13 protein-coding genes are annotated in these 15,123 nt (G+C 67.9%); all 13 read left to right on the plus strand.

All coding sequences use genetic code 11. The annotated features are described in order from the left end of the window. Window positions 1-41 precede the first annotated feature (41 nt). The 13 genes from pyrR (at window position 42) to J2X42_RS07400 (ending at window position 15,120) form a co-directional block, all read left to right on the plus strand. Window positions 42-629: a bifunctional pyr operon transcriptional regulator/uracil phosphoribosyltransferase PyrR gene (pyrR, locus tag J2X42_RS07340; RefSeq protein ID WP_310163720.1), complete on the plus strand. Its 588-nt coding sequence runs from the start codon at window positions 42-44 to the stop codon at window positions 627-629. Next, window positions 626-1,624: an aspartate carbamoyltransferase catalytic subunit gene (locus J2X42_RS07345; protein WP_310163721.1), complete on the plus strand. Its 999-nt coding sequence runs from the start codon at window positions 626-628 to the stop codon at window positions 1,622-1,624. Before pyrR ends, J2X42_RS07345 begins: the two co-directional genes overlap by 4 nt. Beyond that, complete coding sequence (locus J2X42_RS07350; RefSeq protein ID WP_310163722.1) at window positions 1,624-2,964, plus strand: dihydroorotase; 1,341 nt, start codon at window positions 1,624-1,626, stop codon at window positions 2,962-2,964. Before J2X42_RS07345 ends, J2X42_RS07350 begins: the two co-directional genes overlap by 1 nt. Then, window positions 2,964-3,485, plus strand: a complete 522-nt coding sequence (locus J2X42_RS07355; protein ID WP_310163723.1) for a hypothetical protein — start codon at window positions 2,964-2,966, stop codon at window positions 3,483-3,485. The genes J2X42_RS07350 and J2X42_RS07355 overlap by 1 nt, the downstream gene beginning before the upstream one ends. Next, the gene (carA, locus tag J2X42_RS07360) at window positions 3,466-4,737 is read left to right on the plus strand and encodes a glutamine-hydrolyzing carbamoyl-phosphate synthase small subunit (protein WP_396134049.1); all 1,272 of its coding nucleotides are present in this window, start codon (window positions 3,466-3,468) and stop codon (window positions 4,735-4,737) included. The genes J2X42_RS07355 and carA overlap by 20 nt, the downstream gene beginning before the upstream one ends. Next, window positions 4,737-8,051: a carbamoyl-phosphate synthase large subunit gene (carB, locus tag J2X42_RS07365; protein WP_310163725.1), complete on the plus strand. Its 3,315-nt coding sequence runs from the start codon at window positions 4,737-4,739 to the stop codon at window positions 8,049-8,051. The genes carA and carB overlap by 1 nt, the downstream gene beginning before the upstream one ends. Further along, the gene (pyrF, locus tag J2X42_RS07370) at window positions 8,044-8,913 is read left to right on the plus strand and encodes an orotidine-5'-phosphate decarboxylase (protein WP_310163726.1); all 870 of its coding nucleotides are present in this window, start codon (window positions 8,044-8,046) and stop codon (window positions 8,911-8,913) included. Before carB ends, pyrF begins: the two co-directional genes overlap by 8 nt. A gap of 109 nt (window positions 8,914-9,022) precedes the next feature. After that, window positions 9,023-9,340 (plus strand): integration host factor, actinobacterial type, encoded by a 318-nt coding sequence (gene mihF / locus J2X42_RS07375; RefSeq protein ID WP_207307737.1) that lies wholly within the window; start codon window positions 9,023-9,025, stop codon window positions 9,338-9,340. Between the two features lie 46 nt (window positions 9,341-9,386). Next, window positions 9,387-9,959, plus strand: a complete 573-nt coding sequence (gmk, locus tag J2X42_RS07380) for a guanylate kinase (protein ID WP_310163730.1) — start codon at window positions 9,387-9,389, stop codon at window positions 9,957-9,959. A 39-nt stretch (window positions 9,960-9,998) separates the two neighbouring features. Further along, the gene (gene rpoZ, locus J2X42_RS07385; RefSeq protein ID WP_003800778.1) at window positions 9,999-10,259 is read left to right on the plus strand and encodes a DNA-directed RNA polymerase subunit omega; all 261 of its coding nucleotides are present in this window, start codon (window positions 9,999-10,001) and stop codon (window positions 10,257-10,259) included. Window positions 10,260-10,290: 31 nt separating this feature from the next. Beyond that, window positions 10,291-11,535: a bifunctional phosphopantothenoylcysteine decarboxylase/phosphopantothenate--cysteine ligase CoaBC gene (coaBC, locus tag J2X42_RS07390; protein ID WP_310163733.1), complete on the plus strand. Its 1,245-nt coding sequence runs from the start codon at window positions 10,291-10,293 to the stop codon at window positions 11,533-11,535. Window positions 11,536-11,613: 78 nt separating this feature from the next. Continuing rightward, a complete protein-coding gene (metK, locus tag J2X42_RS07395; protein ID WP_131133075.1) occupies window positions 11,614-12,849 on the plus strand; it encodes a methionine adenosyltransferase in 1,236 nt (411 codons plus the stop codon). Between the two features lie 87 nt (window positions 12,850-12,936). After that, window positions 12,937-15,120 carry a primosomal protein N' gene (locus J2X42_RS07400; protein ID WP_310163735.1) on the plus strand — a complete coding sequence of 728 codons (2,184 nt, stop codon included), beginning with the start codon at window positions 12,937-12,939 and terminating at the stop codon, window positions 15,118-15,120. The last annotated feature ends 3 nt before the right edge of the window (window positions 15,121-15,123 follow it).

Below are 15,123 nucleotides of genomic sequence, written 5' to 3' on the forward strand. Positions count from 1 at the left end.
TTTAATTCCGTCCTGTGAGGCGGGGAAAGGGGAGACGAGCGTTGACTTCTGTCACAAGCGCACCGGTTCCAGCCAGGGTTGTCCTCAACCAGGCTGACATTGACCGCGCCCTCACTCGTATCGCCCATGAGATCCTCGAAGCCAACAAGGGCTCCAAGGACCTGGTCCTGCTGGGCATTCCGCGCCGGGGGTACCCGCTGGCACTCCGGCTGGCCCGCAAGATCGCAGCCGCGGACCCCACCGTGGACGCCGCCGCGATCGTCGGACAGCTGGACGTGACCATGTTCCGCGACGACCTCTCCCACCAGCCCACCAGGCCGCCGTACCCCACCCAACTCCCGCGAACAGGGATCGACAACAAGGTCGTGGTCCTCATCGATGACGTGCTGTACTCCGGCCGCACCATCCGTGCCGCGCTGGACGCCATCATCGACCTCGGCCGCCCGCGGATCGTCCGGCTCGCCGTGCTGATCGACCGCGGCCACCGCGAGCTCCCCATCAGGGCAGACCACGTCGGAAAGAACCTGCCCACCTCCTCCGCCGAGAAGGTCCGGGTCCGCCTCGAGGAAACGGACACCGCACCCGACGGATCCAGGGTCAACGAAGTGGTTATCGAGGGCGGCGCGTGAAACACCTCCTCTCCACCGAAGACCTCAGCCTGTCCAACGCCATCCGCATCCTCGACACCGCCGAAGAAATGGCCGCAGTGGGGGACCGCGAGGTCAAGAAGCTCCCGGCCCTGCGCGGACGCACCGTGGTGAACCTCTTCTTCGAAGACTCCACCCGCACCCGGATCTCCTTTGAAGCTGCCGCCAAACGCCTGTCCGCCGACGTCATCAACTTCGCCGCGAAGGGCTCCTCCGTCTCCAAGGGCGAGTCCCTCAAGGACACCGCCCAGACACTGGCCGCCATGGGAGCGGACGCCGTCGTGATCCGCCACTGGGCTTCCGGGGCACCCCACCGCCTTGCTGCCACCGACTGGATCGACGCCGCCGTCATCAACGCCGGCGACGGTACGCATGAACACCCCACCCAGGCACTCCTTGACGCGTTCACGATGCGACGCCACTGGGCGAAGCTGGCCGGGACGGGATCGATCGGTGCAGACCTCAAAGGCATGCGCGTCGCCATCGCCGGAGACGTCCTGCACTCCCGGGTGGCCCGGTCCAACGTGTGGCTGCTCCGCACGCTCGGCGCGGAAGTCACCCTCGTCGCGCCGCCCACCCTGCTGCCCATCGGCGTCGAACAGTGGCCGTGCAAGGTCAGCTACAACATGGACGAAACCCTGGAAAAGGGAGTGGACGCAGTCATGATGCTGCGCGTGCAGGGTGAGCGGATGAACGCCTCGTTCTTCCCCTCCACCCGCGAATACTCCCGCCGCTGGGGTTTCGATGACAACCGGCTCCGTGCCCTGGACCGCTTGGGGCTGAAGGACACCATCATCATGCACCCCGGCCCCATGAACCGGGGCCTGGAAATTTCCGCGGCCGCCGCGGACTCGCCCCGCTCCACCGTGCTGTCGCAGGTGCGCAACGGCGTCTCCGTCCGAATGGCCGCGCTGTACCTGCTGCTCTCCGGGGATACCCGCGAACCAGCCGCCACCCCCACTAAGGAGAGCAACTGATGGCAGACAACAACGGAACCTACCTGATCCGCGGCGCATCTGTCCTGGGCGCCGGTGCCGAGGACCTGCTCATCCGTGGCGGCGTCATCGCCGCCCGCGGAACCGGCGCAGCCACCCACGCTGACGCAGATGGCGCCACCGTCATTGAAGCGGCCGGCCTCGTGGCACTTCCCGGCATGGTGGACGTGCACACGCACCTGCGCGAACCCGGCCGGGAAGACGCCGAAACCGTGGAAACCGGCACCCGCGCCGCGGCCCTGGGCGGCTACACCGCCGTGCACGCCATGGCCAACAGCACCCCCGTCGCGGACACCGCCGGAGTAGTGGAACAGGTCTACAGCCTGGGCCGCGCCGCAGGCTGGGTGGACGTCCGCCCGGTCGGGGCCGTCACCGTTGGCCTGGCGGGGGAGCAGCTGGCCGAGCTTGGTGCCATGGCCGACTCCCGCGCCCGCGTCCGGATGTTCTCCGACGACGGCATCTGCGTCCACGATCCGGTTCTGATGCGCCGGGCCCTGGAATACGTCAAGGCGTTCGACGGCGTGGTGGCCCAGCACGCGCAGGAACCCCGCCTCACCGCCGGCGCCCAGATGAACGAAGGCGAAGTTTCCGCCGTCCTGGGACTCACCGGCTGGCCCGCCGTCGCCGAGGAAAGCATCATTGCCCGGGACGTCCTGCTGGCGCAGCACGTGAACTCACGCCTGCACGTCTGCCACGTCTCCACCGCCGGCTCCGTGGAGATCATCCGCTGGGCCAAGGAACGCGGCATCAACGTCACCGCCGAAGTCACCCCGCACCACCTCCTGCTCACCGACAACCTGGTCCGCAGCTACAACCCCGTCTACAAGGTCAACCCGCCGCTGCGGACGGACGCCGACGTGCAAGCACTGCGCGCAGGCCTGGCCGACGGCACCATCGACGTCGTAGGCACCGACCACGCGCCGCACCCCAGCGAGCACAAGGAATGCGAGTGGGCGCAGGCAGCGATGGGCATGACCGGACTGGAAACTGCACTGTCAGTGGTCCAGCACACCATGATCGAAACCGGCCTCATGACCTGGGCCGACTTCGCCCGCGTAACCTCCACCGCGGCGGCACAGATTGGCCGGCTGTCCGACCAGGGCCGTCCCCTCGAAGCCGGCGAGCCTGCCAACATCATCCTGGTGGACCCGGCTGCCCGCTGGACCGTTGACCCGGCCAAGATGGCAACCATGGGCCGCAACTCCCCGTTCGCCGGCCTGGAGCTGCCGGGCAAGGTGGTGGCCACCTTCTACAAGGGCCACCCCACAGTGCTCGACGGCAAGCTCAACACGCCGTACCGCGAATCGGCGGGCGTCTCCTGATGGACACCAAGCTCCTCACCGGCGTGATCACCGTGGTGATCATCGCCGTCGTCCTCCTGATGATCCGGGCAGGCTGGCGGAACCGCCTCAAGCGGCAGGCCGACGTCGAACAGTTGCCGGAGGTGCCCGAGGCACCCGGGGCTGCGCTCAACACGGCCGAAGGCCAGTACGTCGCGTCAACCACCGCGGGGGACTGGCTGGACCGGATCGCCGTGCACGGGCTCGGCATCCGCACCAACGCGACCCTCGCCGTGTACCCGCACGGTGTCCTTTTTGACCGGTCCGGGGCTCCGGCGGTCTACATTCCGGCGGCAGACCTCACCGCCGTGAGGCAGGACAGCGGAATGGCCGGCAAGTTTGTCGAAAAGGACGGCCTCCTGGTGCTCCGCTGGAAGCTTGGCACCCACGAGCTGGACACCGGCTTCCGTACCCGCCGCGCGGCGGACAAAACCACCCTCCTCGAATCCCTTCAGCAATTGATCTCCGCGGCCCCCCAGGCTGATCCCCAGAGTGGAAAGTAAAACAGTGACAGAAACAGAAGTGACAGCAGACGCAGTGGATGCCACGACAGCAGCGATTTCCACCCCCGCCGCCCTGGTCCTAGAAGACGGCCGGATCTTCCGCGGCACCAGCTACGGCGCCACCGGCACCGCCCTGGGCGAAGCAGTCTTTGCCACCGGCATGACCGGCTACCAGGAAACCATCACCGATCCCTCCTACGCCCGCCAGCTGGTGGTGCAGACGGCACCCCACATCGGCAACACCGGCGTCAACAGCGAAGACGCTGAGTCCCGCCGCATCTGGGTGGCCGGCTACATCGTCCGCGACGCCGCCCGCCGCCCCTCGAACTGGCGCTCCGAACGCAGCCTGGACGACGAACTCGTCGAGCAGGGCATCGTGGGCATCCAGGGCGTGGACACCCGCGCCATCACCCGGCACCTGCGCGAACACAAGACCATGCGCGCCGGCATCTTCTCCGGCGACGCCGCCAAGGCCACGGACAAGGAACTCCTGGACTCCGTCCTGGCCAGCGCCCCGATGGAAGGCGCCCGGCTGGCTGAGGAAGTCAGCGTCGATACGGCCTACGTCGTGGAACCGAAGGACCACGGCTGGGACGGCGAGCCGCGCTTCAGCATTGCCGCCATCGACCTCGGCATCAAGGCCATGACCCCCGTCCGCTTCGCCGAGCGCGGCGTCCGGGTCCATGTCCTGCCGGCAACCTCCACCCTTGAGGACGTCAAGGCCGTCAGCCCGGACGGCTTCTTTATGTCCAACGGCCCCGGTGACCCCGCCACCGCCGACGCCCAGGTCAAACTGCTGCGCTCCGTCCTGGACGAGAAGCTGCCGTACTTCGGCATCTGCTTCGGCAACCAGATCCTGGGCCGCGCCCTGGGCTTCGGGACCTACAAGCTCCGCTACGGCCACCGCGGGATCAACCAGCCCGTGATGGACCGCCGCACGGGCAAGGTGGAGATCACCTCGCAGAACCACGGTTTCGCCGTGGACGCACCGCTCGACGGCGCCACCCAGGCCCCTGAGGAACGCTACGGCCGCGTTGAGGTCAGCCACATCAGCCTGAACGACGACGTCGTGGAGGGCCTCGCGTGCCTGGACATCCCCGCGTTCTCGGTCCAGTACCACCCCGAAGCGGCGGCAGGCCCGCACGACGCCGCCTACCTGTTCGACCGTTTCATCGACCTGATGGCGGACACCAAATCAGCCGCAGACGGCGCGAAGAACACCACCGACTCCAAGACTGAGGACAAGAAGTAATGCCCAAGAGAACTGACCTTAAGAGCGTCCTGGTCATCGGTTCCGGCCCGATCGTCATCGGCCAGGCTGCCGAATTCGACTACTCCGGCACCCAGGCACTGCGTGTCCTCAAGGAGGAGGGCCTCCGCGTCATCCTGGTGAACTCCAACCCGGCCACCATCATGACGGACCCCGAGTTCGCCGACGCCACCTACATCGAGCCCATCACCCCCGAGGTGGTGGAGAAGATCATCGCCAAGGAACGGCCGGACGCCGTCCTGCCCACCCTGGGCGGCCAGACCGCGCTGAACACCGCCATCGCGCTGGACAAGAACGGTGTGCTGGAGAAGTACAACGTGGAGCTCATCGGCGCGAACATCGCGGCCATCGAGCTCGGCGAGGACCGCGAAAAGTTCAAGGGCGTGGTGGAACGCTGCGGCGCCGAATCCGCCCGCAGCCACATCATCCACACCATGGACGAGGCCCTCACGGCAGCCGAAGACCTGGGCTACCCGATGGTGGTCCGTCCGTCCTTCACCATGGGCGGGCTCGGCTCCGGCCTGGCGTACACCGAGGATGACCTCCGCCGCATCGTGGGCCAGGGCCTGCAGTACAGCCCCACCAGTGAGGTGCTGCTCGAAGAGAGCATCCTCGGCTGGAAGGAATACGAGCTTGAGATGATGCGCGACAAGAACGACAACGTCGTTGTTGTCTGCTCCATCGAAAACTTCGACCCCGTAGGCGTCCACACCGGCGACTCCATCACCGTGGCCCCGGCGCTGACCCTGACCGACCGCGAATACCAGCGGCTGCGCGATATCTCCATCGCCGTGATCCGCGAAGTGGGCGTCGACACCGGCGGCTGCAACATCCAGTTCGCCATCGAACCGGACACCGGACGCGTGGTGGTCATCGAGATGAACCCGCGCGTGTCCCGCTCCTCCGCCCTGGCCTCGAAGGCCACCGGGTTCGCCATCGCCAAGATCGCCACCAAGCTCTCCCTCGGCTACACCCTGGACGAAATCCCGAACGACATCACGCAGAAGACCCCGGCGTCGTTCGAACCCACCCTGGACTACGTGGTGGTGAAGGTTCCCCGCTTCGCGTTCGAGAAATTCCCGGCCGCCGATGACACCCTGACCACCACCATGAAGTCCGTCGGCGAAGCCATGGCCATGGGCCGCAACTTCACCGAGGCGCTGCAGAAGGCGCTGCGCTCCCTGGAGCAGAAGGGCTCGCAGCTGGACTTCAGCTCCGTCCCTGAATGGGAAGTCCCGGAACTCATCGAAAAGGCCAAGCGCCCCACCACGGAGCGCCTGCACCAGGTCCAGCGGGCCATGCTTGGCGGCGCCACCGTCGAAGAGCTCTACGCGGCCACCAAGATCGATCCGTGGTTCCTGGACCAGCTCCAGCTGCTGAACGAGATCTCCCGCGAGATCCGCCAGGCCGGTGCCCTGACCGTGGAGATGCTCCAGCGCGCCAAGCGCCACGGCTTCTCCGACGAGCAGATCGGCGCCCTCACGCACAACTCCGAGGCAGTGGTCCGCGGCGTCCGCCAAGCCCTGGGCATCCGCCCCGTCTACAAGACGGTGGACACCTGCGCCGCTGAGTTCGCCGCCTACACGCCGTACCACTACTCGTCCTACGACGAGGAGGACGAGGTGGCGCTGCACTCCAAGCCGTCCATCCTGATCCTCGGCTCGGGCCCGAACCGCATCGGCCAGGGCATCGAGTTCGACTACTCCTGCGTCCACGCCTCCATGGCCCTGCGCAAGGCCGGCTACGAGACTGTGATGGTCAACTGCAACCCGGAGACCGTCTCCACCGACTACGACGTCTCCACCCGCCTGTACTTCGAGCCGCTGACCCTTGAGGACGTCCTCGAGGTCATCGCGGCCGAAGAGCGCACCGGCGGCGTCATGGGTGTCTTTGTGCAGCTCGGCGGACAGACCCCGCTGAAGCTGGCGCAGCAGCTGGCCGACGCCGGCGTGCCCATCCTGGGCACCTCCCCGGAAGCGATCGACCTCGCCGAGCACCGCGGCGAATTCTCCCGCGTCCTGGACAACGCCGGACTCATCTCCCCGAAGAACGGCACCGCAGTGTCCTTCGAGGACGCCAAGAAGATCGCCGATGAGATCGGCTACCCCGTCCTGGTCCGCCCGTCCTACGTGCTGGGCGGCCGCGGCATGGAGATCGTCTACGACGAGGCCAACCTCTCCCGCTACATCGCCAACGCCACCGAGATCACCCCGGACCACCCGGTCCTGATCGACCGGTTCCTCGAAGACGCCGTCGAAATCGACGTCGACGCACTGTTCGACGGCACCGACATGTACCTGGGCGGCATCATGGAGCACATCGAGGAAGCCGGGATCCACTCCGGCGACTCCGCCTGCGTCCTGCCGCCGATCACCCTCGGCAACAACGTCCTGGAACGTGTCCGCACCGCTACCCGCGCCATCGCCGAAGGCGTGGGGGTGCGCGGCCTGATCAACATCCAGTTCGCCCTCGCCTCCGACGTCCTTTACGTCCTGGAAGCGAACCCGCGTGCCTCCCGCACCGTGCCGTTCGTGTCCAAGGCCACCGGCGTCCAGATGGCCAAGGCCGCCGCCCTGATCGGCACCGGCGTCACCATCAACCAGCTCCGCAGCGCCTACAAGATGCTGCCGGAAACCGGCGACGGTTCCACGCTGCCGCTGGACGCCCCGGTGTCCGTCAAGGAAGCCGTGCTGCCGTTCAGCCGGTTCCGCACCCCTGAAGGCAAGGTCGTCGACTCCCTGCTCGGCCCGGAAATGCGTTCAACCGGTGAAGTGATGGGCATCGACAAGCACTTCGACACCGCGTTCGCCAAGAGCCAGGCCGCCGCCAACAACGCGCTGCCCACCGAAGGCAAGATCTTTGTCTCCGTGGCGAACCGGGACAAACGCTCGGTCATCATGGGCGTCAAGCGGCTGTCCGACCTCGGCTTCGAGATCGTCTCCACCGGCGGCACGGCTGATGTCCTGCGGCGCAACGGCATCCAGGCCACTCCCGTGCGAAAGGTCGCCGAAGGCAGCAGCGCCGAAGGCGAAGGCACCATCGCGGACCTCGTCATCGCCGGCGACATCGACATGGTGTTCAACACCCCCTCCGGCGGCGAGGCCCGCAGCGACGGCTACGAACTGCGCGCGGCGGCCACGTCCATCGGCATTCCCTGCATCACCACGGTGGCTGAATTCAACGCCGCCGTGCAGGCGATCGAGGCCATGCGCACGTACGAGTGGTCCGTCACCAGCCTGCAGGAGCACGCCGCAGCCCTGGCCGCCTCGCAGGAAGCTGCGCGCCGGAATGCCTGACGCCGGTTCCGCACCGACCGCCGGCGGCCGGGAGTCCTTTGGCTCCCGGCTGGGGGCGGCCATGGCCGCACGAGGCCCCTTGTGCGTGGGAATTGACCCGCACCCGGCGCTGCTGAAGAGCTGGGGACTGGACGACGACGCCGCCGGCCTGAGGCGTTTCTCGCTGACGGTCCTGGAGGCGGTAGGTTCGCTCGCTGCCGCGGTCAAGCCGCAGGTGGCACTCTACGAGCGGCACGGCTCGGCCGGCATCGCAGTCCTCGAAGAACTCCTGGCCGCCGCCCGGGACAAGGCCGTGCTGACCATCGCCGATGCCAAGCGCGGCGATATCGGATCCACCATGGCCGCATACGCGGACGCCTGGCTGCGGGACGGGTCGGCGCTGGCTGCCGACTCGGTGACGCTCAGCCCGTACCTCGGATTCGAGTCGCTCCGCCCGGCCCTGGACCTCGCGGCGGAAAACGGCCGCGGTGTGTTTGTCCTGGCGCTGACGTCCAACCCGGAGGGGGCATCCGTCCAGCACGTCGGCGGCGCCGACTCCGTGGCCCGGCGGATCACCGAGGCGGCAGCAACGGAGAACCGCCGCTACGAGGGGCCGCTGGGGTCCGTCGGACTTGTGGTCGGAGCAACCGTGGGTTCGGCGCTGACTGACCTGCAGCTGGACCTGCAGGCGGTCCGGGGCCCCATCCTGGCACCGGGGCTGGGGGCGCAGGGCGCCACACCGGCTGACCTGCGCCGGACGTTCGGTCCGGCGTACCCGCAGGTGCTGGGAACGTCAAGCCGCGACATCCTTGCCGCCGGCCCCGGCATCCAGGGACTGCAGGACGCCGCCCTGCGGACGCTGGACGGGCTTCGCGAAGCCTGACCTGGCCTAGCACGGGTCCATTGATTCGCGGGGCACCAGAGGGTAGGTTTCAGGACAAGTCCAATGGCGGCCGCCTTGGATGCATCCGTCGAAACCGGGGGTGTCCACCATGAGCCTGCGACCGTTATCCGCGTCGGAACGCGCAGACGCGCTGCAGAAGGCAGCCGCTGCCAGGGCTGCCAGGGCGGCGGCAAAAGAGCGGCTCAAAAACGGCCAGACGTCGGCCGCCGACATCATCAGGTCGGCGGCCGCGGATGACGCCCTGGCCCGCATGCGCGTGGCAGAGCTTCTTGAAGCGCTTCCCGGCATCGGCAAGGTCCGGGCAGCTGCCATTATGGAGCAGCTGGGAATCGCTGCTTCCCGGCGGGTCCGCGGGCTGGGCATTCACCAGCGCCAGGCGCTGGTAGATTTTATAGACGAGAAGTAGGGCGTGCCACGGTTCGCCCATCCGAACCGAAGCCGTAAAGGAATACGTGAGCAAGAAACCGGGACTGACAGTCCTCGCAGGTCCGACGGCTGTTGGCAAAGGCACCGTGTCCACCTACATCCGGGATAACTACCCCGAGGTCTGGCTTTCCGTTTCGGCCACCACCCGCGCCCCGCGGCCCGGTGAGCAGGACGGGGTCCACTACTTCTTCAAGTCCAGGGAAGATTTCGAGTCCCTCGTGGCGGCCGGCGAGTTCCTGGAGTGGGCAGTCGTCCACGGCCAGAACACCTACGGCACGCTGAAGAGCACCGTGAACCAGGCCATCGCCGACGGCAAGTCAGTCCTCCTGGAGATTGACCTGCAGGGTGCCCGGCAGGTCAAGGCAGCCGTCCCGGACGCGCAGTTTGTCTTCCTTGCGCCGCCGAGCTGGGACGAAATGGTGCGCCGGCTTGTAGGCCGCGGCACCGAAACTGCCCAGGAACAGCAGCAGAGGCTGGAAACCGCTAAACTAGAACTTGCCGCTGAACCGGAGTTTGACCACACCGTCATCAATGATGACGTTCGCCGGGCAGCGGACGAGCTAGTTTCACTCATGGGGCTGACACCGCACCCGCACTAGTTGCCAGTAGCAGTCGGCCCGTTAGAATTTGGAGAATTCGTGTCCACGAACCTTGAAGGCATCATCAACCCGCCGATCGATTCGCTGCTTGAGGCAGCTGATTCCAAGTACGGCCTGGTGATCTTCGGTGCCAAGCGTGCACGTCAGATCAACGCTTACTACGCCCAGCTGCACGAGGGCCTGTTCGAGTACGTCGGCCCGCTGGTCGACACCAAGCTGAACGAGAAGTCGCTGTCCATCGCCCTGCGCGAGATCAACGAAGGCAAGCTCGTTTCCACGCCGATCGAAGCGGCAGAGTAAGTTCTGCAGACTGCCTGTTGACGGAGGTCACGTGCGCATAGTCCTCGGAGTCGGGGGAGGGATTGCCGCCTACAAGGTGGCATCGCTCCTCCGGCTTTTTACTGAAGCCGGCCATGACGTCACGGTCATCCCCACCGAGGCGGCCACCCGCTTTGTTGGGGTTGCAACGTGGGAGGCCCTGTCCGGGCATCCCGTCAGCAACAGCGTTTTCGACGACGTCCACCAGGTCAACCATGTCCGGCTCGGCCATGAAGCAGACCTGATCGTGGTGGCGCCGGCCACCGCGGACCTGCTGTCCCGTGCCGCGACCGGGCAGGCCAACGACCTCCTGACGAACACGCTGCTGATGGCCAGCGGTCCGGTGCTTTTTGCGCCCGCCATGCACACGGAGATGTGGCAGCACCCCGCCACACGCGCCAACGTGGAAACCCTGCGGGGCCGGGGAGTTGCCGTCCTGGAACCCGCCAGCGGACGGCTCACCGGCACCGACTCCGGACCCGGCCGCCTGCCCGAGCCGGAAGCCATCTTCGACGCCGCCATCGCCCTGACCCAGGGCAGCTCCGACTATCAGCTCCCGCTCGCGGGGAAGACTGTCACCATCAGCGCAGGAGGCACCCGGGAACCCCTGGACCCGGTGCGGTTCCTGGGCAACCGCTCATCCGGCAAACAGGGCGTCGCCCTGGCCGTTGCCGCCCGGAACGCGGGAGCCACCGTCCGGCTCCTGGCCGCCCACATGGAAGTACCCCCGCCTGCCGGTGTCGAGGTTGTGGCGGTGGAGACCGCCCTGCAGCTGCGGGAAGCCGCGCTGGCGGCGGCAGCCGATTCCGACGTCGTCATCATGGCCGCGGCCGTGGCCGACTTCCGTCCCGCTGAGATTTCCGGCACAAAAATCAAGAAGCGCGACGACGCCGCCGACCCCGTCATCTCCCTGGTCCGGAATCCGGACATCCTGCACGAACTGGTGGAACTGCGCAATGCCGCCGAAAACCAGGTCCGCAGCAGCCAGCTCATTGTCGGTTTTGCCGCGGAGACCGGTGACGGCGAAGGCGACGTCCTGGCCTACGCCGAAGCCAAGCTCAGGCGCAAAGGCTGCGATCTGCTGGTGGTCAACCATGTGGGTACGGACAAGGTCTTCGGCCAGGACACCAACGCCGTAGTCATCCTGTCGCGCTCCGGCTCCGAACCCCAAGAGGCATCCGGAACCAAGACCGAAGTCTCGGCCGCCGTAATTAACCGGATCGGCTATGAGCTGAACCACGTTTCGCCCCGCGCCTGACGGCAGGCCACGCGACGTTTCCTTAGTACGGGGACACACGCTGCCGGACGTCCGATTCCCAACCAGTAAGGTAGTTGAGTGACTTTACCGCTGCACATTCCCCACACCCACGGGGCCACGCCCTCCGCCCTCCGGCTCTTCACCTCGGAGTCCGTGACTGAAGGCCACCCGGACAAGATCTGCGACCAGATCAGCGACGCCATCCTCGATGCCCTGCTGGCAGCGGACCCCGAGTCCCGCGTCGCCGTCGAGACCATGGCCACCACAGGCCTGGTCCACGTGGCCGGCGAGGTCACCACGGACGCCTACGTTGAGATCCCGCAGATCGTCCGGGAGACCATCCTGGGAATAGGCTACGACTCGTCCGCCAACGGATTCGACGGCGCCCGCTGCGGCGTGTCCGTCTCCATCGGGCAGCAGTCCAACGACATCGCCGGCGGCGTGTTCAACTCGCTGGAAGCCCGCGAAGGCCGCCAGGAGGACGACTACGACCTCCAGGGCGCCGGTGACCAGGGCCTGATGTTCGGGTACGCGAGCGACGAGACACCGTCCTACATGCCGACGCCGATCTGGCTCGCGCACCGCCTGTCCGAGCGCCTCACCGAGGTGCGCAAGTCCGGCGAGCTGTCCTACCTCCGTCCCGACGGCAAGACCCAGGTCACCATCGGGTACGACAAGGACGTACCGGTTTCCGTGGAAACCGTGGTCATCTCCAGCCAGCACGCCGAAGGAACCAGCCTGGACCGGCTCCGCGCCGACCTCGCCTCCTTTGTGATCAACCCGGTGCTGGCCGCCGCCAACCTGGACATCTCCCGGACCGCCAACATCCTGAACCCCGCCGGTGAGTTCGTCATCGGCGGCCCGGTCGGCGACGCCGGCCTGACCGGACGCAAGATCATCGTTGACACTTACGGCGGCATGGCCCGCCACGGCGGCGGCGCCTTCTCCGGCAAGGACCCGTCCAAGGTGGACCGCTCGGCAGCCTACGCCATGCGCTGGGTAGCCAAGAACGTGGTGGCTGCAGGCCTGGCCAAGCGCGCCGAAATCCAGATTGCCTACGCCATTGGCCAGGCACGCCCCGTGGGCACCTACGTGGAGACCTTCGGCACGGAAACGGTGGACCCGGCACGGATCAGCGCCGCCATTGCGGAGATCTTCGACCTCCGCCCGCGGGCCATCATCGACGCCCTGGACCTCAAGCGCCCCATCTACGCCAAGACGGCGGCGCACGGGCACTTCGGCCGTGACGATCCCGACTTCACCTGGGAGCGCCTGGACCGCGTGGACGACCTCAAGGCCTTCTTCAACGCCTAGCCTTCAGCAACGTCCAGTCCAGCCACCTGGCCCCGGCCGAAAATGTCGGGGCCAGGTGGTTTGCTGGTTCGAAAGGGGGTAGCCGCCATGGCAACAGACGGAACTGCACAGGCAGAGCCTGGCCTCCCCGGTGCCGTGCAGCTGTCCCTGCTCCAGGGATTCCCGGCGCGCAAGCCACAGGCCGGCCCCCCGCTGGCAACACACCTCCCGGTGGCCAGGGTGCTCGTCGAATCGCCGCTGCCGCACCTGGACCGCCCGTTTGACTACAGTGTGCCTGCCGACCTCGACGCCGCCGCCCAGGCCGGCGTGCGGGTCAAAATCAAATTCAACGGCCAGGACCTGGCCGGCTTCATCATGGAACGCGCCGCCGAATCCGACGCCGGCCATACCCTGGTCCCGCTGCACAAGGTCATCTCGCCGCTGCCCGTCCTCACCCCGGCCGTCCGGGACCTTGCCTCCGCCGTTGCCGCCCGCTATGCCGGAACCGTCAGCGACGTGCTCCGCGCCGCGGTTCCGCCGCGCGTTGCCAGGCTGGAGAAGGAGCTCCTGGCCCGCTCTGAAAGTGAAGAAGATCCGGAAGGGGATGCTGCCGCGCCGGTCCACGCCGCCGGCCCAATGCCCGGCAACTCGACTGGGCCCTCGGCCGATACAGCCGGGTCCGCTGCCTCCGGCGGGTGGGATGCCTACCGCAACGGCCAGGCTTTCATCCGGCACCTGGGGGAGGGCGGCTCCCCGCGGGCGGTGTTCAGCCCGCTCCAGGGCTTCGGTCCGGCGGCATGGCCCCGGCTGGTCGCGCAGGCGGTTGCTGCCGTCCGTGCCTCCGGCCGCGGCGCACTGGTGGTGGTTCCCGACTACCGCGACCTGGACCGGTTGGAAAAAGCGCTGGAGGAGGTCCTGCCGGCCAGCGACATCGCCCGTCTGACCGCCGATGACGGCCCCACGCCGCGGTACCGGAACTTCCTCCGTGTCCTCGACGGCTCGGCGCGGGTGGCCATCGGCACGAGGTCCGCAGCGTTCGCGCCGGTCCGGGATCTCGGCCTCGTGGCTTGCTGGGACGACGGCAACGATCTCCATATCGAGCAGCGGGCACCGTACGCCCACGCCCGCGACGTGCTGCTGCTCCGCGCCGGCCAGGAGGGCACGGCCTGCCTGATGGCCGGCCACACCCGGAGCACCGAACTGCAGCGCCTGGTGGAAACCGGCTGGGCCACGCCCATCGACGCCGAACGCCCAGCCCTGCGTGCCACCGTCCCGAGGGTGCTGAACACCGCGGACAGCTTCGAACAGGAACGGGACCCGCTGGCCCGGATCGCACGGCTGCCTGGTGCTGCCTGGCGCGCCGCCAAGGAAGGCCTGGAACGCGGACCGGTCCTGGTGCAGGTGGCCCGCGCCGGCTACGCGCCGTCGCTGGTCTGCGAGACCTGCCGCGAGCCGGCACGCTGCGGATCCTGCCAGGGGCCGTTGGCCGTCGCTGGTGCCAGCGGGAGCGCCGCCCTTCCGCAATGCCGCTGGTGCTCCACGCCGGCCCCGGACTGGCAGTGCAGCCACTGCGGCGGCCGCCAGCTCCGAAAGGGTGCAACGGGGGTCCTGCGGACGGCCGAGGAGCTGGGCCGGGCGTTCCCCGGCAAAGCCGTGGTCACCTCCTCTGGGGACCACATCAAGACTGACGTTGGCAGCGCGAAGGCCCTGGTGGTCGCCACCGTGGGTGCCGAGCCGGTGGCGGAGGGCGGGTACGCCGCGGCGCTGCTGCTCGACGGCGACTCGCTGCTCCGCCGCGAAAACCTCCGGGCGGGGGAGGACACCGTCCGGCGCTGGTTCAATGCCGCCGCCCTGGTGCGGCCGGCCTCCGAAGGCGGCCTCGTGGTGATCACGGCAGCCGATACTGCGGCGGTCGGTGCACTGCTGCGCTGGGATCCCGCCGGCTATGCCCAGCGCGAACTGGCCCTGCGGGTGGAGCTCCAGCTGCCCCCCGCCGTCCGGATCGCATCCGTCACCGGCCCGCGCGCCGCCGTCGTACATTTCACCGAGGGTGCCGAAAAGCAGCTGACAGCCGCCGGGGTGGACCTGCGGACAGCGGGTCCGGCGCCGGTGCTGCTGGTCGGCGCAGCCGCTCCCCAGCGCGTCGGCGAGGACGTCCGTACGCTGCTGTTCTTCCCGTACGGGCAGGCCGCGACGGTGACCAGGGTGCTCCGGGCCGCGCGTGCGGCCGCCGCGGCCAAGCGGAGCGGGGAGCCGGTACAGCTCCGCCTGGACGGCGTGGACGTCCTTTAGGCC

Origin of the sequence: Arthrobacter sp. BE255 (assembly GCF_031457335.1) — a bacterium.
Lineage (GTDB): Bacteria > Actinomycetota > Actinomycetes > Actinomycetales > Micrococcaceae > Arthrobacter.

Excerpts from the sequence above, each read along its gene's own strand:
- pyrF (WP_310163726.1), top strand. The coding sequence starts at position 8,044 with ATGCCTGACGCCGGTTCCGCACCGACCGCCGGCGGCCGGGAGTCCTTT.
- J2X42_RS07400 (WP_310163735.1), top strand. The coding sequence starts at position 12,937 with ATGGCAACAGACGGAACTGCACAGGCAGAGCCTGGCCTCCCCGGTGCC.
- J2X42_RS07355 (WP_310163723.1), top strand. The coding sequence starts at position 2,964 with ATGGACACCAAGCTCCTCACCGGCGTGATCACCGTGGTGATCATCGCC.
- mihF (WP_207307737.1), top strand. The coding sequence starts at position 9,023 with ATGAGCCTGCGACCGTTATCCGCGTCGGAACGCGCAGACGCGCTGCAG.
- J2X42_RS07350 (WP_310163722.1), top strand. The coding sequence starts at position 1,624 with ATGGCAGACAACAACGGAACCTACCTGATCCGCGGCGCATCTGTCCTG.
- carB (WP_310163725.1), top strand. The coding sequence starts at position 4,737 with ATGCCCAAGAGAACTGACCTTAAGAGCGTCCTGGTCATCGGTTCCGGC.